This window comes from Stieleria bergensis (genome assembly GCA_007745635.1).
Taxonomy (GTDB): Bacteria; Planctomycetota; Planctomycetia; order Pirellulales; family Pirellulaceae; genus Stieleria; species Stieleria bergensis.
The window spans coordinates 5,395,294-5,421,036 of sequence record CP036272.1; the positions used below are offsets into that span (position 1 = coordinate 5,395,294).

Here is a 25,743-nt window from a genome sequence, read left to right on the forward strand (position 1 = left end):
TTACCTGACACGACTCCCACGGCGATCGTCCAATTTCACTCAATAGGGGCTAACCAATGACTACGGAAACCACCAGCAACTCTTTCGACGACACTCAGGCACAGCTCGACGCGATCGGCCGCACGCAAGCTGTCATCGAATTTGACCTCGATGGTAACATCCTGGATGCCAACCAAAACTTCACGGACACCGTAGGCTATTCACTGGACGAAATCGTTGGCCAACACCACCGCATGTTCGTGGCCCCAAAGTACGCCGAAAGCAGCGACTACAAAAAGTTCTGGAAAGACCTCCGCAACGGGCACGATCATGCAGGAGAGTTCGAGCGTTTTGACACAGACGGCAATGTGCTGTGGCTGCGAGCCTCGTACAATCCCATCATTGGCCCCGCAGGCAAACCGGTCAAAGTTGTCAAATACGCCACCGACATCACCGAATCGAAACTCGCAGCCATCGAGATGGTACGGGTGCATTCGATGATGGAACAGGCGCCGTCAAACATCATGTTTGCCGACACCGATTTCATCATCCGATACCTGAACCCAGAGTCAGAAAAGACGCTGCGAACCATTGAAGAGTTTCTACCGATCAAGGTTGATGACATTGTCGGTCAAAGCATCGACATCTTCCATAAAGATCCTTCACACCAGCGTCGTATTCTTGCCGATCCGAGCAAACTGCCAATCCAGGCAGTGATCAAAGTTGGCCCCGAATCCTTGGATCTGTTGGTCAGTCCGGTCTTTGATCAGGACAAGAACTTCCTTGGTGCGATGGTCACCTGGGACATCATCACGGCGCAATTGAAAGCCGAAAAAGAGATGGCTCGCGTGAGTTCCATGATGGAACAAGCCCCCATCAACATCATGTTTGCCGACACGGACCTCATCATCCGTTACGCCAACCCAGCATCGATCCGAACGCTCAAAGCGATCGAGGACTTGCTGCCGATTCGCGCTGACGAATTGATCGGCCAGTGCATTGACATCTTCCACAAGAATCCTTCGCACCAACGCAACATGCTGAAGGACCCATCCAACCTACCGATTTCGACAGAGATCAAGCTGGGCGATGAAACGCTGGACCTGCAAGTCAACGCAGTGTTCGATCAAAACAAGGACTACATGGGTGCCATGGTCAGCTGGGAAGTGATCACCAAGCGTTTGGCGATGGAACGGGAGATCGAAGAGAAAGCGGAACAAGAACGAGCCCGCGCTCAGGAAACGCAAGAGAAGGTCGATGTTGTTCTCACCGTGGTCAACGCTGTGGCTGCAGGTGACTTCAACCAGATCGTCCCAGACCTGGGCGAAGATGCGGTTGGCCAAGTCGGAAAAGCCCTGGAGAAGGCGATCGATTCGGTCCGTAATTCTCTGAAACAGGTCCGCGAAGTCTCTAGCACCGTTGCCAATGCCGCGCAAGAGATGGCCAGCGCTAGCCAAGAGATCTCCACGGGAGCTCAAGAGCAAGCCAGCAGCCTGGAAGAGACTGCGTCCAGCTTGGAAGAGATCACATCGACGGTGAAGCAAAACACCGACAACGCACAACAAGCCAGCGACCTGGCCACGGGCTCACGTGACGTTGCTCAACGCGGCGGTAACGTTGTCAGTGAAGCGGTCGAAGCGATGTCGGCGATCAATTCATCATCGAAGAAGATTGCGGACATCATCACCGCCATCGACGAGATCGCGTTCCAAACGAACTTGCTGGCCTTGAACGCCGCTGTGGAAGCAGCTCGAGCGGGTGAACAGGGACGCGGCTTTGCTGTGGTCGCTGCCGAAGTTCGCAACCTCGCACAACGAAGTGCGACGGCTGCCAAGGAAATCAAGTCCTTGATCGAAGACTCTAGCGAAAAGGTTGAAAACGGAACCGGCCTCGTCAACGACTCCGGATCCACTCTGGATGAAATCGTGACCTCCGTCAAACAGGTCACCGAAATCATCACCGAGATCGCTGCCGCATCCAGCGAGCAGCTGACTGGAATCGAGCAGGTGAATCGAGCGGTTGCCGAAATGGACCGTGTCACACAGTCTAATGCGACACAGACTGAAGAAATGTCGGCGACCGCAGCCTCTCTGCTGTCACATGCCGAACAGCTCAACGGTGTCGTTGCTCGATTCCGACTGGACGATGGTGAACCCCACTTGGCAGGCCCTGCGACTCACCAAGCACCTGCCCCTGCTGGAGCTCCCATCGCACCGATCAGTGCACCGGCCACGATGGCAGCCAATAGCTTCCAAGAGTTTTAAGCGAGACGCCGCCAAGGATGGCATCGGCTCCGCCTGCAACACTCAGCACCGTGATCTACAGGTCGATTTAGCAGTCGCTAAATCGACACGGTGTGAAGAAGTGCCTGAGTGGGTTGATGAGACTGCATGGCGGAGGCAGAGCAATGTTCCAGGTGGACCTGAAATCAGCCACCTTGAATGCTTGTCTTCCCCACCGGCGCTGCGACTTGACTGACTTGCCAACCACCATCTCACAACATGATGAATCACCATGAGCGAACCGACTCTCAGTGAAAAGGAGTTTCAACTGATACGAGACCTGATCTACAAGGCATCGGGGATCAACCTGCAAGAAGGCAAGCAGGTCATGATGCAGTCTCGCTTGCGAAAACGGTTGCGTGCTCTGAACCTGACTTCGTATCAGGCTTACTACAAGCACGTGACACAGAATGATCCCGACGGCAAGGAGATGGTCGAACTGATCAACTCCATTTCAACCAACAAGACGGAATTCTTCCGCGAGAATCACCACTTCGACTTCCTCAAGTCGACGCTCTTTCCGCAGATGATTCGCGACGCAAAAGCAGGCAAGGCACCGCGCAAACTGCGAATCTGGAGTGCAGCCTGTTCCACCGGCCAAGAACCTTACAGCATCGCCGTGACCATTCGCGAAGCGTTTGCCAAAGAGTTCTCCTGGGACTTCAAAATCTTGGCCTCCGACATTGACACCAATGTCTTACAGCATGCAGAACAGGGCATCTATAATCCCCATCAAGTGATCGGGCTCAGCAAGTATGTCACCAGCCGTTACTTTCAGACGCTTGAAGACGGGGACAAGATCCAAGCGAAACCCGAGTTGCGTGAAATGATTGCCTTTCGGCGAATCAATTTCATGGACGATCAATGGCCAGTGAATGCGAAGTTCGATGTGATCTTCTGTCGGAACGTCATGATCTACTTTGACAACAGCACTCAAGAACGTCTGCTGAAACGTTTTTCCCAGTACCAAGATCCTGGCAAGAACTTGATTCTGGGCCACTCGGAATCACTGACTCCCGTTGGAAACCTGTATCAAACCTGTGGGAAAACCACATTTATTCGCACCGAAGTCAATGCCTCGCAAAGCCCGCCTGCGCAGGCACCCGTCGCGGCCCAACCGGGGCAAAACGCCCCAACAGCAAGTCCCGCTAGGCCGACCGTGTCGTCGCGAGCCACGACACGGTCGGCTGCCCCACCTCCTACCAGCGGCCAACTGTCAGCCAGTCGACAGGCTGCCAATCGGCGCGCCGCTCGCAACGCCAATCAGACGGCTGCGGGCCCCAAAAAGATTGCTGCGGACGTTGCTGCTCACTTGGACGAACACACTCGAATCACCGCCAACGGCAATCTGTCCACCTGCACCGTCAAGCACTCCATCATTGTTGGCGAAGTCAAGGCTGCCAACACACCGGTCTGGATCACGACGCTGCTTGGCTCGTGCATTGCCGCCTGCCTCTACGATGAAAAAGTCAATGTGGGTGGAATGAATCACTTCTTGTTACCCGATGGCGCGGGAACGCGAAATTGTTCCAGCTATGGCATTCACGCGATGGAGCTGCTGATCAATGAAATCATGAGCCTCGGCGGGGAACGCAGTCGCCTCAAAGCCAAAGTTTTCGGCGGCGGCAACGTGGTCAAAGGGATGCGGCGCACCAACAGCATTGGGCAGCGCAACACGGAATTCATCAAGGAATTTTTACGCGTGGAATCCATCCCGATTGAGTCAGAGCTACTCGGTTGCGACTCCGGCTTGATGGTCCAATTCTTCCCCATGTCAGGCCGGGCTCGGGTGAGACCCGTAGAGAGCAAAGCGATCAACATGAAAGAAGAAGAAACGTTCCGTGTCCCCGTTTTGGCCGACGTTCCTCATCAGAATGAAGCATCGGACGACAACATCACTTTGTTCTAAAACGCGACGCCGCCTTGGGCTTGGCCATTCAACTGAGAACTCGACAGGCGTTCACAACAGAAGACATGCCGCAGCGTCGTTGCTGATCCAACCTCGCTGCGACTTGAAAAACATCTACTGATTGACATTTAGTTTTCATCTATTTTTATCACTGCAACAATGTCCACAATACGAGTCCTGGTGGTTGACGATTCCGCGGTGATGCGCAAGATTCTGACCAAGATTTTGGATCAGGATCCCGATCTGGACGTGATTGCAACCGCCTCGAATGCCGAGTTTGCACAGCAAAAGATCGACAAGCTGAAACCCGACGTGATCACACTGGACGTCAACATGCCGGGGATGGATGGACTGACATTCTTAGAAAAGCTGATGAAAACTCAGCCAATGCCGGTCGTGATGGTCAGCTCAGCGACCGAAGAGAATTGTGAAATCACGCTTCGTGCTTTGGAACTTGGCGCGATTGACTTTGTTTGCAAACCGCGGGCTGGCATTGATGCGACCCTGGAAGAGCAAGCCGACGAGATGATCTACAAGGTCAAGCATGCCGCCAGCGCCAACATCGCGGCGCGCAAGCGTCCGCCCGGTGTATCCAGTGCAGGCCCAAACACGACCGCAACCAACAGCGCGCCTCCGGCACCCTCCTTCAGTCGTGGCGGTGGTGGCACCGCCGTGGCACCGACGCGTGTGAGCAATGAAGCGGCGATCACGGGCATCGCACCAGCACTGATTGCGATCGGCACATCAACCGGTGGCGCAGATGCTTTGCCCGCCGTGCTGTCTGCCTTGCCGGCGCAAACACCGCCCATCGTAGCGGTCATTCATATGCCGGCTCAGTTTACAAACTCCTTCGCCAAGCGAATCGATCGGAATTCTCAGATCACTGTCGAAGAAGCCTGGCATGGCGCTCCGCTGAGAAAGAACCATGCGTTGATCGCCCCCGGCGACCAGCATATGAAATTGGCAAAGGTCAACGGCAAGTACGAAGTGCTGCTCAATCAAGAACCCAAAGTCAATCGTCACCGACCGGCAGTCGATGTCCTGTTTGAATCCGTCGCGGAGCTGTACGGGAAAGCCGCCGTGGGAGTGATTCTGACCGGCATGGGCAACGATGGTGCAAAGGGCTTGCTGGCGATGCGAAACGCGGGCTCACCCACCATCGGCCAGGACGAAGCGTCTTCTGTTGTGTATGGCATGCCAAGACTGGCCCACGAAGCTGGTGCCGTGCAAACCCAACTTCCCTTGGACAAAATCGCATCCAGATTGGCACGCATGCTTCGCAAGCGATAGCCTTGGCAGGTTGATCGCCAGACCATCGACGCGCAGTCAACCGGCAAATCTTCACACTTTCTGAGCTGAGCTTGATCACAGCCAGCGAGGACGAGCGTCTGTCTGCTCTGAACCGGCCGCGGCTTCACCTTGTCCCTGGCGTTCCCAGCTTTGGGTGACAGCGCTGCCAATCCGAGATTCCTCGCTGGCACGTGACGACACCTGAGCCTACAATCAAGTCACGATCAACGGCACAAGTGATCGCGTTTTGGTTGCGATTTCGGTGCCGCCAGTTTCTCTTTCATTTGTCCTTTCCCATGACGTTGCGGCCTATGCCTGGCAAGTTCAATTGGCGTTCTCGCGGTTCACGGTTTGGCCTTCAAGACTCGCGACTAGGCTGGATGCTCGGGCTGCTGATGGTCGCTTTGGGCTGTGTTGCTTTGGGCTGGAAACCGGCCCCCGCAGCGGCCCCCATTGCCGAACCGCCTGCCGCGGTGACCGCGCCGGCACCACCGCAGCCTGTCCAACCAGCACCGCCGATTGCGACGGTTGAATTGAGCTCCGTCACGGGCGAGTCCACTCCGGTCGACGACAAGCTTTCCGGTGACCCAGCGGTCGAACAGCTCCTTGAGCCCTTCTCGTCTGCGATCAAAGCAGAGATGAGCGAAGAGATCGGCTCAGTTGCTCGCACCGTTGGTCGGGGCAATCACATTCCCTCACTGGGATCACTGGTCACCGACTCGATGGTGTGGCATCTGAATCAAACCCTGGATCAAAAGGTCGACGTTGCCCTAGCCAATCATGGCGGCATCCGATTACCAGTGCTTCCAGTCGGCCCCATTGTTCGATCGGACATCTATCAGCTCTTGCCGTTTGAAAACCGCTTGGTGGTCTTGGAGTTTAATGGCCAACAGCTTGCCAAACTTTACGCCGAACTGGGGCGAAACGGTGGCGAGCCCTTTTCGGGGATCACGGACTTGGCACCTCAGTCAAAGACAGTGTCACCGAATCAGTTTGAAGTCGGTGGAAAAGCCTTACAGGCCGATTCCGTGTACCGCTTAGTCACCACAGATTTCCTGGCAGACATTGGACGCAAGTACACGCTCTTGCAAGCGGCATCGTCGCGAACCGAGACGCCCATCTTGTGGCGTGACGCGATGATGGAATATGTCCAAGCGTTTAGTCCACTGAATGCCGACGCCAGCACTTCACCGCAAGACAGCGCATCAAAACAAGACAGCGAACACTCGAAATAACTTTAGTGAACTGCCCGATGAATCCCGTTTACTCACGCCGAAGCTGGCTTGCCGCAACCGCCATGACCTCCGTGGCGGGCGTTTCCCAGGCTGCCCTTCGCCGCTTGGAAAAACCGCAACAACTGGTTGTGCTCCATACCAACGACACGCACTCCTATCTGGAGCCCTTTCCTGCCGACCACCCACGTTACCCAGGGCAGGGTGGGGCGGCCCGGCGGGCGACGTTAGTCAAACAAATTCGGCAACAGCACAAACACGTCTTGCTCCTGGACTCCGGTGACTTTTTTCAAGGCACGCCTTACTTCAATTTTTTTGGGGGCGAGATTGAAATCAAAACCATGTCGGCGCTAAAGTACGACGTGGCGACCATTGGCAACCATGACTTTGACAACGGAGTTAAAGGCTTGGCCAAACAACTCCAGCATGCCAGCTTTGAATTGGTGTCTGCGAACTATGACGTCACTTCGAAAGACTTAGCCCCACATGTCAGTCCATCGACCACGCGACAATTGGGGCAAGTCAAAGTAGGCATCTTTGGGCTGGGAATCGAATTGAGCGGCTTGGTACTGCCAGCCTGGCACAAGGGCGTCACCTACCAAGATCCGATTGGGATCGCCAAGCGAACCGTTGCCCATCTAAAAAACCAAGGCTGCCAGTTGATCATTTGCTTATCCCATCTGGGTTACAAATATGACGGCGACAAAGTCAGCGACTTGGCTCTGGCGAACGAGGTCAGCGGGATCGATTTGATCCTAGGCGGGCACACGCATACCTTCATGCGCGAGCCCAAGATCATCAAACAGTCCGCGACCCGCCAAACATTGATTCATCAAGTTGGCTGGGCCGGTTTGCGGCTAGGACGCATTGACATCATGTTCTCGCCCGATGGTTATGCCCTGCAGACCAATGCGGGACGCTACCGAATCGCTTAAACCTTGATGTCCCAGCCTTTGCGATAGGGCTCTTTGATCAACGCCTGGGCCTTCTGGTTCTGGCCGGTGGACAGATTCTTGGAATCCCAATCAAAGCCACCGGCTCGATAGGCGACATTGCTTAGCAGGACGGTTTCAGCCATCGGCCCCGAATAGTCAAAATGACACGTCGCTGCAGGACCACCTTTGCAGGCATCGATCCATTCACGATAAAAGCCAGGCGAATCTGGAATGAACTTTTCGGGTTCCTTGAAGTCTGCAAACTGATCCTCGGGCAACAGCTGACGCTTATCGAACCCGCACAGCAGCATGCCTTTGTCACCAATAAACAAGTTATTGCAACCGCTGGCGTTCAGGCCTAGCTTGCTCAGAATCGCTGGTGTTCCATGTCCCCAGTGAAGCTTGACCGGAGAGTCTTGATTGCTGGTCGGAAATTCCAAATGGCACGACATTGATTTCGGAGTGCGGTCGGCATCAACTTCCGGGCCCGAAGCATCAACGCGTTTGGGATATCGCAATCCCAAAGCCCAAAAGGGGATGTCTAAAATGTGACAGCCCCAGTTGCCGGTTTCTCCGGTACCAAAATCCCACCAGAATCGCCATCCATAAGGACAGAAGGACGGATGATAGGGACGGCCAGCGACCGGTCCCAACCACAGGTCATAATCAAGCGTTGCCGGTGGCTGAGGGCGATCGGTTGGCATCGATGGCATGCCTCGACTGCCTGACACCCAACTGTGAACCTCTGACACATTTCCGATCGCGCCGCTTTGAATCAATTCAACCACGCGGTGCATATTGCTCTTGGTATGTCGCTGAGCACCCAGCTGCGTCGCCAGTTTTTTCTCACGCGCGAAATCGGTCAACGTTCGGGTTTCCCAAACATTGTGAGCCAATGGCTTTTCCAGATAGACATGCAAACCAAGCTGCATGGCCGCCAAGGCGGGGTGAAAATGAGTGTGGTCCGGCGTACTGATCACCACTCCATCGAGTTTACCGCCAAGCTCATCCAGCATCACACGATAATCGGCATAGCGTTTCGCGCCTGCATGTGACTCAAAGGCCTGCTTACCGCGTTGCTGATCGACATCGACTAGCGCGATAATGTTTTCTCCTCGCACCCCACCAACATTTGCCGCACCGCGGCCGCCAATCCCAATGCAGGCCAGATTGAGCTTTTCGTTGGGACTTTGTGCAGTAAGATGCCGCGCAGAAGCGGCAGCGAGAGCCACCGAACCAGCCGCAGCTAGTCCTTGGCGTCGATTGAAGGCATGAGACATCAGAGTGGGCCGACAGAAGGAGGGTTTGCGAAGGAATTCGACGAAGCTGAATGCCAGAGACTTCTCTGACACAAACAAACTTGCCAATCGTCATCAATCGACAATTATAACCCAATTGCCAGCCCGTGCAGACCTAGCCCAACGATCCACGGGACGCCTCAAAGCAAGCGTGTGAAACTCTTATAGCAACCGCTTAAGACGTCACCACTGGCGAGGAAGGCAAACTGCTTGACGGAAGTGTGATCGCCGGAGCGTGCGAATCCAATTCATGCAGCGACTGACTGACCTGCTCTGGATCGGTCTCCTGCAACCCAACGTGCAAGCTGTTGACCAAGCGACGATTGACCATCAGCAGGGGAAAACGAATCTCGTTGGCCAGCGAACGGCAGGCAACCACCGCATTGGTCAGGGGGAAATAAGACCTCTCGGACTGGGAAAGGATATACAGTTCGTTGGCTTGGGAAAGCTCTGGCAAGTGCAACGATCCTTTGATAATCAACCCGGAAACAGAAACGGTTGCCAGGTAAATGTCCCGATTGTTATAGCGTGAGAGCCGTTGCTCGGGCGCTTCATTGCGAGGTTTCATCACCCCGACAAACTGGATCGACTTCTTGCTTAGCGTTGCAGACGCAGAACGGGCCAATAACTGATTGCCACCGGACCAGAAATACTTGACATGATCGACCGACAGAAAGTCAGTGCTCGTATCATTCATTCGGTCCTGCAGGCGAATGCCGTTGACGTCAACTTCGCCAACCAGCCACTGCTCGGGCACACCAACGACACACTTAATCTTTGTTTCTTGTTGCATGGATATTCAGGGAAGACAAACTAGAGGAAACAAGTGGACTGCCAGGAGTTGTCTTGCGAACACTTGTGCGGCTCTGATCGCGTTTGCCTACTTGCGGGCAACTCTCTCAACTCGTAAGGCTTTGGTTAAGGAACGATTACAGTACTCGTGCGCCACCCTCTTTTCCCTGGTTTTTCATGGCAGCCCTAAATCTGGTGGCCTGACACAGATGGAATTTCCAATCGTACCGATTGAGACTGGCTTACCCCGTCTGCAGAACGTCAAGAACACCCCTTGAAAATCACTTCTACGAGTGGCTACACAGTCTTTCCATTAAAAAATAACCAACGCATCACAACGAACCCCCTACGATCCAACCCGGAAACAACTGCATGTCACCCACACCCCAAACCAGCTTTCGCGAGGATCAAATCGCTTCGGGAGCATTCATTGCACATAACGCCACCGTCTTTGGTGATGTCACAATCGCAGAGAAGACGTCTGTCTTATTCCAAGCCGTGATCCGTGGCGACTGCGAACAGATCAAATTAGGAAGAGGATGCAATGTGCAAGATCACTGCATTCTGCATGCGGACCCAGGTTACCCCTGCATCCTGGGCGACGACGTCACTCTAGGCCACGGGGCCATCGTCCATGGAGCCACCATCGAAAACAATGTCCTGGTCGGAATGCGCGCCGTCATCATGAACGGCGCCTGCATTGGACAGGGCAGCCTGATCGCAGCTGGCGCGGTGATCACCGAGGGAATGCAAATCCCCCCCCACTCGATCGTCGCCGGACTGCCAGGAAAGATTCGCGGCCAAACGACGGACAAGCATCAACGCATGATCCAACATGCGGCCACACACTATCAATCGCTGATCGATTCTTACAAGCAGGCCGACCTGGGAAACTGATCAGCCGTTGACCTTGGTCAGAATCACCTGATGCGGGCCCTGGACCTTGTTGTCAAACTGAACATCAACTTGCAGTTTGAATTTTCCAGCAGGCAGCTTCATCCGCACGCTCTGCCCACGTTTCTTGCCAGCGTCGATCTGCATTTCCAGTTGCGTTTCACCGGCGGTGATTTGCGCCCGCCCCTGCTTGGGTTCCGTATGAAAGATGACTTCGACGTCATAGGTTGCCGGGGCTGGCGATTCCAGCAACCAAAAACCATTCGAGTCCGCTCCCCAAGGACGCCCGGACTGATGCCGCCAATCTTGACGCGTCAGCACCGACACCGGTTCGTGATCGGTGCCAATCACAATCCTCGGTGGAGCATAGTTGTCCGGACGCGAAGAACTCACATCGTCAAACCAAGCCTGATACGCACCTTTCAATCGCTGAAACACTTCCGGCCGCTGAGACGCCAAATCATGTCGCTGCTGCGGATCAGTGCCCAGGTCATACAGTTCCAACTTCGCCGCGCCGGTGAAGCGTTCTTTTCCAAATCCACTCGGATGCACTAACTTCCAACGACCTTCATGCAAGGCAAAGTTGTGAAACGCTTGAGGCTCATTCCCACGATGAGCCTGCAAGACAACCTGCCGGGTAGGCCAAGTCGTTTTACGTTCAGCCAACAGCGGTAGAAAGCTGCGTCCATCAATCTTGATGCCCTCAGGCAATGGCACCTGACACGCATCCAGGATGGTTGGCATCAAATCAATGTGAGCACACAGCGGCTTGAGCTCGCCACCGGCAGGCACTTGTTTCGGCCAATGGAAGACCAATGGACTGCGAACCCCTCCGTCATCTACATGCGTCTTCATCCCACGCATGTTGCCGACATAACGCATCGAGTTCGGACCATTGTCATTCAAGTACATCACGATAGTGTTGTCTTTGACACCGAGCTGTTCCAAGTGATTCAGCAAACGACCAACATTCTGGTCGATGTTGGTGATCATCGCGGCGATGCGAGCCAACTTGTCCGATTCCGCTTTCAATCGCTGGGGGTTGAGTCGCTTGTTGATCAAAATCGGTTTGAAGTCCACCTTCAGGTATTCCTGATAGAGGTCTTCAGGCACATCATGGAACGGTCCATGAGGAGCATTCGTTGCGAGATAGGTAAAGAAGCTTTGCTTCTCTTTGACGGCTTGACCAATGAACTTCATCGCATGGTCAAAATACAAATCGGTGCAATAACCCTTCATCGGCGTTTCCACGCCGTTTAGAAACAGCGTCGGATCGGTGTACTTTCCTTCGGCACCGATTGGATCCGATGGCTGCCCAATGCCACCGCCACGATGGATCAGACTTTCTTCAAACCCCTGATCCATGGGCCGCAGCGGATAGTTATCACCGAGGTGCCATTTCCCATAGATTCCCGTGCGATACCCTGCGTCGCGCAAGCACTCCGCGACCGTCACTTCTTGGGGATCCATCATCGCGCGGCCGACATAGGTATCAATGCAACGCGTCCGATAGTTGTATCGGCCCGTCATTAAGCTCGCGCGGGTCGGAGCGCAAACAGGGCTGACATAGAAATGACTCAGCAGCGTGCTCTGCGTTCGCATTTGATCAAGCTGCGGGGTTCGTATGACCTCGTTGCCCAGGAATCCGTAATCGCCACCTCCCTGATCATCACTCATGATCACGATCACATTGGGGCGGTCCGCCATGACGAACGAAGAGAAACACATTGCCAGCAAGCCAACGACACTCAGCTGGGCAACGACACTCAGCTGGGCAACGACACTCAGCTGGGCAACGACACTCAGCTGGGCAACGACACTCAGAGCAGAACGATAAAGCATAGGAAACCGGGGCATTTCAGGTGGGCACGGACGAGGAAGTCGAGAGAGGAATTGAAGCCGATTATATCTGTGAACCAACAAGCGATCCACACAAGCCCTCTCGACAACCACTAGGGAAGGATGTTGCCCATAAAAGACAGCCAGCGGCGTCGGTTAGCCGCTCAAAACTGAGCGCAGAGGAGGAGTCAAGGGGCTAGACGACGACTTGATTGGTCCAACGAGACTGAATTCGACACGGGCCAAACTGCGGAACTGTGCAACTCTTTTGGGCATACAATGACCACAACTTCAGCACCTCCACACTAAAAAGGGGGCTTGCTCACATGCCATTGCGGCCACCAACATCTCCCAAAAGGAAAATAAACCCGAAAAACCTACACCCTCTAAGGTCGAATCAACGACATCCCGTTGCTAATCTACGGGAGAATCGCCCCCCCAACGAATCCGCAAGCGTTGAGGGCAAAACGGTGGCAGAGCATCACTCTGCGATTGGCACCAACAATGCAATGAGGGCGAGTCAATCAAAGGACTCTGCACATCGCGGCAGTTTGCAGCGGTGCTTTCAATGAATGACACCCGTTCCCTTCTATCATTAGCCATTAATTATGACAGTCAACCGACAATCCGCTTGCGACCCATCGCAACACTCACCCAATCACCGTCCACCCCATCGATCAGGTTTCACGTTGGTGGAACTGCTGGTCGTGATCGCCATCATTGGCATTCTGGTTGGCCTTTTGCTGCCAGCCGTTCAAGCGGCTCGTGAAGCGGCCCGACGAATGTCGTGCAGCAACAACCTCAAGCAATTGGGGCTGGCCATGCACATGTACCATGACACCTTCCGCCAAATGCCGACTGCCAGTGAGCTGACCGATTCGAGCATCGAACGTCCAGCTTCATGGATCGTCAAGATTCTGCCGTTCATGGAACAAACAGCGGCCTACGGTCAAACACGTTTCGCTGGCAATGACTTTGCCTCACGAGATGGCGTCAACTTGAACTGGGAAACCTATGATGGCTTGATTGTGCCGACGCTCAATTGCCCATCGAGCCCGCTACCAAACTTCCGGATCGACAATACCAGCAGTGCAACCCGCGCACTGGGTGCTCCAGACCAAATCCAGAATCAGATCGCCAACTACGTTGGTGTTTCCGGTGACTACAACGAGCGCAAATCACGCTGGAACGGCTACCTGGGAATGAACGACTACAACGGCGTTGTTGTTGCCCGCGACGACAACAACTTGGAAGTGGTGAAGTTTGCCTCCATCTTGGACGGCACGTCAAACACACTAATGATCGGCGAACAAAGTGATTTCATTCGCGTGCAAGCTAACAATTCTGCTGACCCTAACTTCTACGACCAACGAGCTGGCAACTGGCACGGTGGAGCCTGGTCAGGTGGTGGTGGTGCCGTGCACAATAATTTCGAAGCCTATCGCCTGAATATCGCTTCGACTCGCGTCGGCATCAACTACTCGCCCACCAATCGTTATCTGGATCCATACGGCATTGGCCCCTACTGGTATGGCCGTCCGGGTCACCACACGATCTTCACGTCGACCCACGGCGGTGGAGCTCAGTTCGCCAAAGCGGATGGTTCGGTTGAATTCATCACCGAGAGCATTCGCTTTTCGATTCTATCACTGCTTTCCAATCGGGAAGATCGTGAGCCAATCAACGATTCAGACCTTTAATCTCAACCCTGTTTCAATCAACCCAACAGTTGCCTGATCAATTTCGAATCAGCTTTCACAAGGATCAAGTCTAGGCCAATCATGCGTCACTTCATTCGCACTCTTGCCGTAATGGCTCTTGCCTTCCCAATCATTGGCTGCGGTGGTGGAGCCGATCATCCGCCGGTTGCCGAAGTCACCGGCGTGGTCACCAAACAAGGTCAACCCCTGGTCGGTGCAAGAGTCGAGTTCTACCCGGTCAACAACGGAGCTGCCTCTTATGGCAAAACCGACGCCCAGGGTAAATTTGAACTTCGCTACTCAACCGGAGGCCCCGGCGCAGCAGTGGACACACACTCTGTCACCATTATTGGTGGCAGCGTCAACGCCGCGCCAGTGACCCAGGTTTCCGGTGGAGGTGCAGACAGTGCCGAGGGCACCTTGGCTCCGATGGCTGACCCAGAAGCGAAGCCAGACACCAAGCGTGGTGGGCCCGGCGCAGCATCGGGTGAAATCAAAGGGCTGTCCGCCGAGGTCACTGCAGAAGGACCCAACGTCATCCAACTGGCGATCTAGTACTGCGAACGGATCCTTAAACCATCAAGGAACCCTCACAATCAGACAGACGGGAAGTTCAACTCAGGTTAGACTTCCCGTTTTTTTTTGATTGCAACCGGTGACCGAGCGACAGCGTGTGGCTAGCGCTTGGGATCGACTTTGACAATCTGCGCGTCAAACTGTTCAACGCAGGTCTGAACCCATGGGTGCGCTTCAATTTCTCGCATCCGCTCCATGCGCTCTTTGGCGCTCTGCTTCGGAGACACCGCCTTGGCCGGTGCGGCTTTAGGATCGGCCGCCCGCTTGGACGCAACCAATTCAATTCCCACTTTCTGACCAGCGAGCGCACTGAGCGCTTCGCAAAACGGCCCGCGATGCTCTGGCAAATCCATGCGTTTGAGAGCCAAGCCAGCTCCGGCCGGAAACTCCATCTTGATGGTCGACTCATCTTTCAAGCTACAGTGCGCTGTGGAGATGAACGAGGCCGTCATCGGCTCGACGCCTTGAGATGCGGCATCAATCAGCTTGGAAAGATTGGCCGCGCTCAAAGGAATGGACACAGCGCCCGTCTTGGCAGCCGGTATTGGGGCAGCCGGTATTGGGGCAGCCGGTATTGGGGCAGCCGGTATTGGGGCAGCCGGTATTGGGGCAGCCGGTATTGGGGCAGCCGGTATTGGGGCAGCCGGCTCGGCCGCGGAGGCCTGTGACCGAGACGCTGCCGGGGGCCCCGATGACGCTGCCGACTGAACGGATCCAGTTGGCTCTGATGAAGTTGGACCTGATTTGGCCGGCGCAGAGGCAACGGCAGCAGAGGGCACCGTCGACTGAACTTCGCTCATCGGCCCCGCTGAATGCTCAGGACCTGGCGTCACCTTTTTTTTTTCGGCGGCGGAGGCTCTCGGTACGGCTGCTGGATTGTTTCGTGAATTGGCTCCGGCAAGCGGCTTTTGCTGGGCTGCCGCAGCGGCCAGGTCAGCGACTGCCTGCAAGTCGGGCAAACTGCAGATCTGAATCACCGTTGCCTCCAATAAGACACGCCCATAGACACTATGCCGAATGCGCACCAATGTCTCATCCAGCATGCCCACCACGGCGAGCACCGTTTGCAAGCCCCACTGGTTCCCCAGGTTTTGCAACTCATCGTACATCGACGCGGGGGTGTGCCGCTGCATGCTTGGCTGGCAACCGACAGTGACTGCCATCAAGTCACGAAAGTACCCCAGTAGCTGCTCAGCTAAACGGCCGGCATCAATTCCGGCGTCGACGGCAAGGTCAAGCTGCTGCAATGTTTCAGCGGGATCTCGAGCTGCCATCGATTGAGCCAGTGCATGCAAACGCTGATCGTCGGCAGTCCCCAGCATCGAGTGCACTTGGTCGGGCGTCAATTTGCCACTGCAGAAACTCAGCACCTGCTCAAGCAGCGACTGACTGTCACGCATCGAGCCGGCTGCCCGCCTGGCGATCAGCTCCAGGGCTTGGTCATCGGCATCAATCTGCTCACTGATGACGATCTCTCGCAGCCGCCCAACAATCTTGGGGACTTCAACAGGCGCGAAATCAAACCGCTGGCACCGACTGAGCACCGTAATGGGCAGCTTCTCGGGGTCGGTGGTACAGAAGATGAACTTCACATGCTCGGGAGGCTCTTCCAGCGTTTTCAGCAGCGCATTGAAGGCTGCTGTGGTCAGCATGTGAACTTCGTCAATGATGTAAATCTTGAAACGAGCACGACTGGGGCGGACACCCACGTTCGCTCGCAAGGAACGGATTTCGTCAATCCCGCGATTGCTGGCCCCGTCGATCTCGATCACGTCAATGTCTTCACCGGCATCAATCGCCTGAGCGATGTCATTTTCGTGATCAAATTCAGCACTCGCACCGCCCGGGTTATTCAGCGCCTTGGCAAAGATCCGCGCCGTGCTGGTCTTGCCCACTCCTCGGGCACCGGTAAACAAGTAAGCATGCCCGACGCGCCCGGTTTCGATCGCGTTGGTCAGCGCTTGACCGACGTGCTCCTGGCCCACCAACTGCGTGAAATCTTTTGGCCGATAACGCCGTGCGACCACCACATAGCCAGAATCGTCACCAGCGAGCGACGGATCGGCGGCAGCAGCATCTGGCGTGGACGAAGAAGATTGCGGAGATTCGTCAACCATGAGCGAAGCGGCAATGAATGAATCGGATGGGGAGACTGGGAACGTTTGGGCAGTGAGCATCCTACACGATCAAACCCAAGTTGGTCATGGCGCTGCACTGATAATTCACGACCACAACGCCCGACGATCAGGACACCTCCGAAGCAGGCAATCGAGTGGGCGAAGCACGGCGACGGAAAGGGGAAATCGCATCGCAGCGTTTCCTGGTGCGAACATTCGACCGGGCCACTGCGGGCGAGCCAGTCAATGAAACCTCTCTCACGGCCGGAAAAGCCCGAAGCGCCATCATTTTGACGCAACGGCGAGTCAAAACGAGTACGGCGTCATCGAACTGACAACATCCCGGACCAGACTCGCTGGCTGCCTCGGCTCGATAAAACGCTCAACCCAAATCCTTAAAAGACCCCGTTTCTTGAGGCCAAGACGCTGAAATGCAGCTTTTTCATAACCCCTTGCCGTTTTTCCTCAAGCTCTGGCGGTGCTTTGGCACACCCGGTGCTTCTCTGAATGGTTCCTCCCCGGACCTCAAACTCCTTTTTCTACCACCTAAGGAAAATAGAAAGATGAAACGCATGATGACAATGATCGCTGCGATGGCACTCTTGGCAGCTGGCTCCGTAATGGCTCCTTCAACGGCGGATGCCGGTGGCGCATTCAGCATTTCCGTCGGCGGCTTTAGTTACTCCAATGTTCCCGCGTATCGCTCCTATCGATACCCAAGCTACGGGCGTTACCGCACTCCTGTGTCCCGCCCGCCCGTCGGGTTCTACAGCCCTGGCTTCTACCGCGGCCCCGTGGTTGTTCCACGCTATGGAAGCCCCTACGGTAGCTCGCGTTATTACGACCGCGGTCGCTACAGCCGTCGCTGCCGTTAGGCCGGAGGGCATCTAGCATCCAGTGAACGAGCTTCGCTGGCAGGCACGAATCCGTTTTGGAAATGGGCTATGATAGCGATCCACGGCGATCACTTCTCTCGCACCTTCCAAACGGATTCCCCCAGCATGCGTTTGATACTTCTTTTCACATGGCTCACAGCAATCTCATGGCTTGCTTCTGATAGCCTGGCCGCCGATCCCCAGAGCCAAGCAATTAGCTTACAGGTTCGTCTTCAGCAACCGACCCAGCAAGGGTCAAGTCGCTATCACGTTGTTCATCGAGCACAGAACTGGTCAGCGGCTGAAACCGCAGTCATCGTGTGTGATGTTTGGGATGCCCACACCAGTGTCAATGCCGTGCGGCGAGTGAATCAAATTGCGCCGCGGATCAACGATTTGTGCAACACGTTGCGTGAAAAAGGGGCCACAATCATCCACGCGCCCAGTGGCTGTATGGACACGTACGCTGAAACGCCAGCGCGCCAACGCGCCATCAAGACACCTGCTGCAGAAAACTTTCCAGACGACATTGGCAAGTGGTGTTACCAAATTCCCGCTGAGGAGCAAGGCCAGTATCCCTTGGATCAGTCCGACGGTGGACGCGATGATGAACCGCACGAAAACAAGCAGTGGACCGAGCGCATCATCAAACTGGGCCGCAACCCCAACCGTCCTTGGCAAGCCCAGTGCAGCGTCGTGACGATTGATCAGTCACAGGACTACATCAGCGATAACGGCAACGAGGTCTGGAGCATTCTGGCCGCGAGGAACATTGACAATGTCATCATGGTTGGCGTCCACACCAACATGTGTGTGCTGGGACGCCCGTTTGGATTGCGACGACTCGCCTCCAATGGCAAGAACGTTGTGCTGGTGCGTGACCTAACCGATACGATGTACAACCCCGCTGCCTGGCCTTATGCCAGTCACTTCAGTGGCACGGATCTGATCGTCAGTCATATTGAACGTCACGTCTGCCCAACCATCACCAGTGACCAAGTACTGGGCGGCGAACCGATTCGCTTTGCCAACGATCAACGCACGCGACTGGTCATGCTGGTGGCTGAAGACGAATACAAGACCAACGAAACGCTGCCTGCCTTTGCTGCCAAACATCTGACCAAGCACTTCAGTGTCACCATTCTGCATGGCAGCGAAACCGAGCGGCACTCGATCCCGGGAATGGAGGCCTTGGATGACGCTGACGCGCTGCTGATCAGTGCGCGTCGAAGAGCCTTACCGGAAGCGGACCTCAAACGCATCGAAGCGTTTGTCGCGGCCGGCAAACCGGTGATTGGAATCCGCACCGCCAACCATGCGTTTTCACTTCGCGGCAAACCGTCCCCGACGGGAACAGAGACCTGGGAATCATTTGACGCCGACGTCTTTGGCGGCAACTACACCAACCACTTTGGCAATGGCTTAAAGAGCACGTTGAAGATCGCAGACAGCGCGGACCATCCGATCATCAAGACAGGCGACATCGGCAAGCTTGTTCCAAGTGGATCGCTCTACCGAGTCAAACCGCTTGCCGACGGAACTCGGGTGTTGCTGGAGGGTTCACTCGACGACGGCCAGAGTGAACCGGTGGCTTGGACCTTCATTCGCGGCGATGCGGGCCGCAGCTTTTACACCTCATTGGGCCATGAAAACGACTTCAGCCACCCCGAGTTTCAAACCTTCCTTGCTGCCGCCATCCACTGGGCCTGCGATCAACCGCTGCCCAGCCTGGAAACCATTTCGGCACAGAACCAACGCTACAACGCGGCCCGTCCGTGATCGCGACGCTTAGCCATGGTTTTTGTAAACCATGACTTTGACGATGGTCTTTGCACGATCCGCATCAATCTCTAGTTTTGTTTGCAAATCATCAATGAATTCACGTTCTTCTTGCTCGACGACTCCGTCGGCAAGAACGATATCAACGGCATTTGCAAACGCGCACTCACGCAACTCCGGCGGCACGGCTGGATAAGACTTCAGCAACAATTGCTCGTGGCCTTTGCGTTCGAGATGTCCCACCAACCGGTCCATCATCGAACCGGTCTGCTGGGGCGACAATCGCGAATACAAACTCTTACTACCAAGCATCTGATTGACGGCCTGCGCCTCATCGTCGCCAATGTGTCCATCACAGGCCGAGGCGCAAAGCATGACGCCGGCAAATCCTTCCTGAGGACCAAAATGGTGCTCTTCGGCTTCTCCTAAAATATCGTCAAAAAGGGACATTACTGAATTCCTGAGTGTTTTGTGTGGTGTTGTTCTGTGCTGAAAGATGCAGCGTTGTTCTTTCGAAACTGGGGAGACGGGTGCTTTAAAACGCGCCGTTCGCTGCCACCGGATTGAATGGGACAGTCTCATGAAACCTGTTCCGCTTTAGCCTTTATTTTTGATCACCATGACTTGAGCGATCGTTTTTGCTTCGTTGGCTTCCAGACTTAGCCAGCGAGTCAACAGGCTGATGAACTCTTTCTCGGATTCGTCGACAACACCGTCGGCGAGCACGATATCGCAAGCATTGGCAAAGGCGCCACGTCGCAGACCATCGGGAAGGCTGGCAGCACAGCCTTCGGCGAGCTTCTCTGGGCCGTCCTTCTTCAGCACGCCCATCAGCTTGTTCATGACCTTATGAAACTCTTTTTCGTTGATGCGCTCAAACAACTTCATCCGAGAAATCGCGGTAAACATTTGACTTAACTCTTCGTCGCTAATGTGCCCGTCACAGGCACTCGATGCCAGCAGAATCCCGGCAAAAGCCTCTTGGCTGGTCAGCTTCGTTCGCGTTTCCATGCCGCTGAACAGGGCGTCAAAATCCCCATGAGTGTTCCTTAAATTGAACGTGTGTGTGAATCCAAATGACCCACCATCTGGCATGGTGGTAAACCAGCACACCGAACCCCAACCAATCAATGTTGCGAGATTCAAGAAACGAAGTGAGAATTCATACTTCGGGGCAATCTGCCTGACGCAGGGCAAACTGAATGCGGCGAAAATACGCCACCGACACACAGCGGACTCTGCCGAAATCAATGCGTCTTATAGGCCCCGTCACGGTTCGCTAAACAGAGACACTTGCTGTTCAACGGCCAAGCAACGTTCGTCCACCTTCAAATCCTGATAAACACTTTGCAAACCAGACGGCCATTGAATTTCGAGGCGATCAATGTTCTGGCTTTTCCCGATTCCGAAATGCAGGACGGCTTCGTTCTTGACCAAGTAGCCGTCGCCACTGGTCAACCAATTCGTCCAACGCTGCTCTCCACAGGTGAGCGTGACCACGGCACCAATCGCATCACGTTCGCTAACCGTCCCAACCAACTTTACCGTCAACCAGTGACCGGCATCGGTTTGGTTTTCCAACAGAGCGGCTGGCGTGTCAATGTGATAGGCAATCAAATCGACTCGGCCGTCGCGATTCCAATCCAGTTTTGCTAACGAACGGCCGATCGCTGGTCGATTCCAAAACGCCTGTTGGAGCCCAGCCTGTTGCAACGAAAAACCGTCTGCACCGCGGCGGAACAGCTGCGGGACGTCTCGATACTTGATTCCCTCGCCCATTTCCGAGTACAGGTGACCATTGAGAACGACCAAGTCACTCCATCCGTTATTTGCGATGTCAATCGCCTGCGTCCCCCATCCGATCACCGGGTGAGTGTCGCTGGCAAGACCCAATTGTGCCGCTTGATCAGCATACAAACCCGAACCGTTTTGCAGATACAGATTTGACGGTTCCTCGGTGTAGTTGGTGATGTGAAAATCGAGCCGTTGATTGCGGTCGAAATCCCCCCAGGCAACCCCCATGCAGCTTTCAGCAGCCCCAAACGTTGCCATCGCACAACCACGTAGCACTGCAACATCCACCATCTCGGCCAACTCAGACGCATTCGTTTTGGACTCAGCAGGCAGGGTCCAAAAATGGTTCCTCGTCGTATCATTGGCCACGAAAACATCGTTTCCCGGTTCCTGATCAAGCTGCCCAAGCACCAGCCCAAACCCGTATCCTGGCTCCACCTCTGCGAGCCGATCCTCAGCCACAATGGCTCCATTGGGTTGCACGCTTAGCACGCGGTCCGACATCGCTCGATAGTTTTGCGGATTGCAGGGGAATTCACCGGGCAAGAAACATTTCGCGGCCCAAACGCGCGCATCTTCGATGTAATTGACCTCGAAAACCTCCGGCAGACCATCGCCAGTCAGATCGCCCGTGGCCAGCGAAGTGGTCCAGTAGTCAGGCAACTCGGCCGGACCAAGTTTCGAGGGGGTAAACGTGCCATCGCCGTTATTCAAGTACAGTCGATTGGCGCCCAGATTGCCAACCAACAGATCAGGAAACCCATCCTGATTGAGATCCCCAACGGTCACCCCTTGCCCATAGCCTGCATCGGTCACTCCGGCCTGATCACTGACGACCTGAAAGCTGCCTTCGACTAAGTTACGAAACAACTGATTGCCCTCACTGGCATCGGTCGCATGCGGTGAGCCTGAACTTTGGGCAAAGTACAAATCACTGCGTCCGTCCAAGTCGTAATCGACGACGCCCACACCGGCACCACCGGTTTGATGCATGAACAACCGCTCCACATCGGTCCCCTCTGGACCGGGCAAGTACTGCATGTTCAATCCAACGTCGGCCGACACATCGGTCAGGATCAGCGGCTCATTCGTGATGGGAAAATCGCCCGCAGATTGGGCCGCCAGCGTTCTCAACTTGTCTTGTTCGGGCAACGGCCAATTGTCCAATGCCAGCCCACAGCGCCGCCAGTTGGCTGAACCCGCTGCGTCATTCAGCGGCGGCAACGTCACCTCAGCAAGCTGACTGCGACTGGCCACTTTTAGCCAAGCCTTCGCTTCGTCCGTGCGCCCGAGTTGTTGCAGAAGAACCGGCATCGCTTGCAATTGCTGATCGGAACGCTGCATTTCCGAGGCGATGTAATCCACTTGTTCCAACAGTTCAGCTCGCCGCAGCGCGTCAGCCGATGCGGTTTGATTGCCCAGGACAGACAACGAACGCGCCAATCCAAGATACGAGTTCATGTCCGTATCGTCTCGCGAGACAGCTTCCAGAAAACAACGCACGGCGGGCTCGTGCTGAGCATTGTTCTGCAAATAGATTCCCAACGCGGCCCAGTACTCAGGCTGTTCCCTGACACTCTCTGGACACGACTCAAGCCATTGCTGCACGCGGCGGTTGTCGGCTGACGCGACCAACAACCGGCCCAAGAAGGCAAACGCCGCGCCCCCGCCGCCATTCGTGTCACCGTTTTCAGATTCCCCGTTCCCAGACAAACTGGCGACGGCACAAACTCGAGACGTCATCGCCAGCGCCTTGTCGAGCTCGTTTTCATAAACTCGAACGCGTGCCCAGCACAGATCCGTTGGCTCCATCACAACGGCCGATGCATTCAGTCCACGATGAATAAAGGGGTTGGAGAAGGTGGTCATTCCATAAAGCTCTGCTTCGGTCGCAGCGCCCAGACGCGCCAGGGCTCGCATGCTGTCGATCGCCTCATATCGCAGCCCTTGGTTGTTTAGCAACCGAGCCAGCAAGCGATGTGCGACCGCCGAATCCCTCCGTTGCGTCAGTTTCCGCAGTCGGGCCTCTGCTTCTGTGTACCGCTCCGCTTGGATCAACCAATCCGCTGACTGCCCCAGTCCCGCCAGATAGGCCTGACCGGCCCCGACGGGGATCCGATCAATGGTTTCCAGTGCAAGCAGCAACTTCTGCTGCTTGGCATAGGCAACGGCAAGCATGAAGAGCGAGGGTGGATCAAGCGATCCAGAGGCCAACTGGGGAGCGAGCACAGATTCAACCCGCTTAAAATCACCCCGTTGAAACGCATCGGAGGCAGTGGCCGCGGGGTCGGTAACGCGCACGTCAGACCTTGGTGGTGGGACCGGCAACGAGGTGGACGAATCACCACATCCGACGAGCAACCCCATGACGAGCAACCCCATGACGAGCAACCCCATGACGAGCAACGCCATGACAAGCAACGCGCCGAGTGCATTCGCCCCAAGCGTCTTCCATCTCTGAAACCAAACCACAGCTGCAAGGCTTTGAGAGTCCACTACCGACCTGCCCGAACGAGACACAAGAATTGGATCACCTGTCATAGGATAACCACAATTGCCTGCGAGTCTTGTCGCGAGCGCTGCCAGAGAGTCCCCGGCGGGAAAAAAAACAGCGTTTTCCAGCGTGATGAGTTGCGCCGTCAGAGCCTAGCAAGGGTGCCAGCAGCATGCGGACTGAATTCGGACGGGCAATGCCGCCTTAAAGAACAATACCGCCTTGAAGAACAATACCGCCTTGAAGAACAATACCGCCTTGAAGAAGCAAGTGCGTCTTGCGATGCGTTCGCTGGCTGCATCATCCGCGCGACCCGCCGGCCGACTTCCATGTCAACTCTTCGCGTCCTTGCGAAGCCGGCAGAGTCCGCGGAAATGCGGCGATTGGCTGCTGCTAGGCAACCAAACGAATGTCTTCGGTATTCTGCTGAGCGGCAACGATGCCTTCAATAAACTCTTCAAAGATGCGAATTTCCAGGGCGGATGCGGCGCCGCATTCGGGATGGAATTGTGTTCCCACAACAAACCAATCCATCATTTCGCTTTCGATCGCTTCGATCACCCCATCAGGGCAGCGTGCGGTCACGCGAAAACCTGGTGCGACTTCGTCGATGGCCATGTGGTGCTTGCTGCTGACGCGAATCTCGCCGTCACCAAACACTCGGCCGATCAGGGAGTCACTGACGATCTCGAGGGTGTGTCGGTGGAATGGATCTTGATAATCCGAGTGCGGGACGGCCTCTGGCAAGTCCTCTGGAATGTGCAAGAACAGGTTGCCGCCTTGTTGCACGTTCAGCAGCTGCATTCCGGTTCCGATCGCCAGCAAAGGAATGCGACGTTCAGCCAATTCAGCGATCAACATGCGATCACTTTGCTCGCGTTTTCGATCCATCGGACGCACACTGCTGTGCAGCATGAACCCGTCGTTGCGTGGATCCAAGTCTCCACCACCAATCATGAGAAAGCCATCGACGACATCTAAGACACGTGCCACCGCGTCCGCGTCTTCCATCGGTGGCATGACCACGGGGATGCCGCCGGCATTGATGATGGACTGGAAATAACCTTCGGCCAAAAACACGAATCCTGGCTTAAGCCGATCGGCGGCTCTGAAGTCACAGTTGATTCCGATCAAGGGCCTGCCGCTTGAAGCGTTGGTTGACATCCTACTTTTCCTCTTAAAAAGTACGTCGCGTGCGAATTAGGTAAATGATGCACGCTGAATGAATGATGTAGTGCTGATTGACTCAATCACGTTGCTGAGTCGCTTGGTTTGCTTAGTCCGGCAATTGCGTCCTGCAAGGGATGCCGGCAATGGGGCTAGGTCTTACGGATGCCGCAATTGGCCTGCGAACCAACTGGCGGTGTAATCATTGCTAGGTAGGTTCCCGGAAGCACAGTGAAGGCTTCGCAGGAATGGTGAATGCTCCGCTTGCGCCAGCACATTCCTTTGTGCAGTGGCGACGGGAGCCGAGGCCCCGACCAGATGGGAACGTCTGGTTAACAAAAACCCAAGTGCGACCGGTCGAGTTGACCAATCGCATGCGGCTTCGCTTTCCGTTCGCCCTAAGTCCTGTAACGCTGTGTCGTGCGGTGTTCGCAAATCACTCCGTCGACCAGCCATCAACTGGCGACCGATGCTTGCGCGACCACCACAAACCAAGCCATCTTGGCTGGTATTGCGACTGGCGTAGAGTCCATCCGTGGTTGGTATCCGTTCCAATGAAGTCATTCCGTTGTGCATTTCATTTAGGTCTTTCCGGCCCGCTCAAGTTTGTGTGTTGCGAACAATCCTTGTCCATCAACACAGCTCTTACAGACCAGCCGAATCTGGTTGCAAATCAAGTCAGTCGTGGCCGCTGAGCGAACAAAACGTTCATTCAAAAGAACGCTGTCGCCTCGTGATCCACAACTTAGCTTCAATTCACGCGCCGGCATGCGTTCCGATTTGGTGTCGGG

General features: G+C 55.2%; 19 protein-coding genes. 10 read left to right on the forward strand and 9 right to left on the reverse strand.

All coding sequences use genetic code 11. The features are described from left to right. Positions 1-56: 56 nt before the first annotated feature. The 5 genes from SV7mr_RS18895 to SV7mr_RS18915 all read left to right on the forward strand — a co-directional run bounded on the left by SV7mr_RS18895 (position 57) and on the right by SV7mr_RS18915 (position 7,627). Positions 57-2,243, forward strand: a complete 2,187-nt coding sequence (locus tag SV7mr_RS18895) for a methyl-accepting chemotaxis protein (RefSeq protein WP_145275649.1) — start codon at positions 57-59, stop codon at positions 2,241-2,243. A 250-nt stretch (positions 2,244-2,493) separates the two neighbouring features. Further along, on the forward strand, positions 2,494-4,170 hold the full coding sequence (locus SV7mr_RS18900) for a CheR family methyltransferase (RefSeq protein WP_145275651.1): 1,677 nt from the start codon (positions 2,494-2,496) through the stop codon (positions 4,168-4,170). A gap of 159 nt (positions 4,171-4,329) precedes the next feature. Beyond that, the gene (locus SV7mr_RS18905; RefSeq protein WP_145275653.1) at positions 4,330-5,460 is read left to right on the forward strand and encodes a protein-glutamate methylesterase/protein-glutamine glutaminase; all 1,131 of its coding nucleotides are present in this window, start codon (positions 4,330-4,332) and stop codon (positions 5,458-5,460) included. Between the two features lie 296 nt (positions 5,461-5,756). Then, entirely contained in the window at positions 5,757-6,695 is a 939-nt protein-coding gene (locus SV7mr_RS18910; protein WP_145275655.1) for a 5'-nucleotidase C-terminal domain-containing protein, read from the forward strand. A 17-nt stretch (positions 6,696-6,712) separates the two neighbouring features. Beyond that, a complete protein-coding gene (locus tag SV7mr_RS18915) occupies positions 6,713-7,627 on the forward strand; it encodes a bifunctional metallophosphatase/5'-nucleotidase (protein ID WP_145275657.1) in 915 nt (304 codons plus the stop codon). Here the strand turns inward: SV7mr_RS18915 and SV7mr_RS18920 are convergent. Together SV7mr_RS18920 and SV7mr_RS18925 are read right to left on the reverse strand one after the other, a co-directional pair. Further along, positions 7,624-8,907, reverse strand: coding sequence for a Gfo/Idh/MocA family protein (locus SV7mr_RS18920; RefSeq protein ID WP_145278656.1), 1,284 nt, complete (start codon positions 8,905-8,907; stop codon positions 7,624-7,626). The two genes, SV7mr_RS18915 and SV7mr_RS18920, sit on opposite strands and share 4 nt — an antisense overlap. Positions 8,908-9,100: 193 nt before the next feature. Then, positions 9,101-9,718: a hypothetical protein gene (locus tag SV7mr_RS18925; protein WP_145275659.1), complete on the reverse strand. Its 618-nt coding sequence runs from the start codon at positions 9,716-9,718 to the stop codon at positions 9,101-9,103. Positions 9,719-10,089: 371 nt separating this feature from the next. On the opposite strand from SV7mr_RS18925, the gene SV7mr_RS18930 reads away from it, so the two are divergent. Next, a complete protein-coding gene (locus tag SV7mr_RS18930; RefSeq protein WP_145275661.1) occupies positions 10,090-10,614 on the forward strand; it encodes a gamma carbonic anhydrase family protein in 525 nt (174 codons plus the stop codon). Here SV7mr_RS18930 and SV7mr_RS18935 read toward each other — a convergent pair whose 3' ends face one another. Further along, positions 10,615-12,468 (reverse strand): arylsulfatase, encoded by a 1,854-nt coding sequence (locus tag SV7mr_RS18935; protein WP_419187607.1) that lies wholly within the window; start codon positions 12,466-12,468, stop codon positions 10,615-10,617. 590 nt (positions 12,469-13,058) lie between these two features. On the opposite strand from SV7mr_RS18935, the gene SV7mr_RS18940 reads away from it, so the two are divergent. Together SV7mr_RS18940 and SV7mr_RS18945 are read left to right on the forward strand one after the other, a co-directional pair. After that, positions 13,059-14,150, forward strand: a complete 1,092-nt coding sequence (locus SV7mr_RS18940; RefSeq protein ID WP_145275663.1) for a DUF1559 family PulG-like putative transporter — start codon at positions 13,059-13,061, stop codon at positions 14,148-14,150. A gap of 81 nt (positions 14,151-14,231) precedes the next feature. After that, positions 14,232-14,705 (forward strand): transthyretin-like family protein, encoded by a 474-nt coding sequence (locus SV7mr_RS18945; protein WP_145275665.1) that lies wholly within the window; start codon positions 14,232-14,234, stop codon positions 14,703-14,705. A gap of 122 nt (positions 14,706-14,827) precedes the next feature. Here the strand turns inward: SV7mr_RS18945 and dnaX are convergent, their stop codons facing one another. Continuing rightward, positions 14,828-16,903 carry a DNA polymerase III subunit gamma/tau gene (dnaX, locus tag SV7mr_RS25910; RefSeq protein WP_473163653.1) on the reverse strand — a complete coding sequence of 692 codons (2,076 nt, stop codon included), beginning with the start codon at positions 16,901-16,903 and terminating at the stop codon, positions 14,828-14,830. Between the two features lie 503 nt (positions 16,904-17,406). Here dnaX and SV7mr_RS18955 point away from each other — a divergent pair. Beyond that, entirely contained in the window at positions 17,407-17,718 is a 312-nt protein-coding gene (locus tag SV7mr_RS18955; RefSeq protein WP_145275667.1) for a hypothetical protein, read from the forward strand. A gap of 126 nt (positions 17,719-17,844) precedes the next feature. Continuing rightward, a complete protein-coding gene (locus tag SV7mr_RS18960) occupies positions 17,845-19,497 on the forward strand; it encodes a ThuA domain-containing protein (RefSeq protein ID WP_419187608.1) in 1,653 nt (550 codons plus the stop codon). A 9-nt stretch (positions 19,498-19,506) separates the two neighbouring features. Here the strand turns inward: SV7mr_RS18960 and SV7mr_RS18965 are convergent, their stop codons facing one another. From SV7mr_RS18965 to SV7mr_RS18985, 5 genes are all read right to left on the reverse strand, one after another. Continuing rightward, a complete protein-coding gene (locus tag SV7mr_RS18965) occupies positions 19,507-19,947 on the reverse strand; it encodes a tellurite resistance TerB family protein (protein ID WP_145275672.1) in 441 nt (146 codons plus the stop codon). Between the two features lie 147 nt (positions 19,948-20,094). Continuing rightward, positions 20,095-20,508: a tellurite resistance TerB family protein gene (locus SV7mr_RS18970; protein WP_419187609.1), complete on the reverse strand. Its 414-nt coding sequence runs from the start codon at positions 20,506-20,508 to the stop codon at positions 20,095-20,097. A gap of 258 nt (positions 20,509-20,766) precedes the next feature. Then, positions 20,767-23,592: a CRTAC1 family protein gene (locus tag SV7mr_RS18975; protein ID WP_419187610.1), complete on the reverse strand. Its 2,826-nt coding sequence runs from the start codon at positions 23,590-23,592 to the stop codon at positions 20,767-20,769. A gap of 586 nt (positions 23,593-24,178) precedes the next feature. Next, on the reverse strand, positions 24,179-24,949 hold the full coding sequence (locus SV7mr_RS18980; RefSeq protein ID WP_145275678.1) for a gamma-glutamyl-gamma-aminobutyrate hydrolase family protein: 771 nt from the start codon (positions 24,947-24,949) through the stop codon (positions 24,179-24,181). A 162-nt stretch (positions 24,950-25,111) separates the two neighbouring features. Further along, complete coding sequence (locus SV7mr_RS18985; RefSeq protein ID WP_145275680.1) at positions 25,112-25,516, reverse strand: hypothetical protein; 405 nt, start codon at positions 25,514-25,516, stop codon at positions 25,112-25,114. Positions 25,517-25,743: the final 227 nt, after the last annotated feature.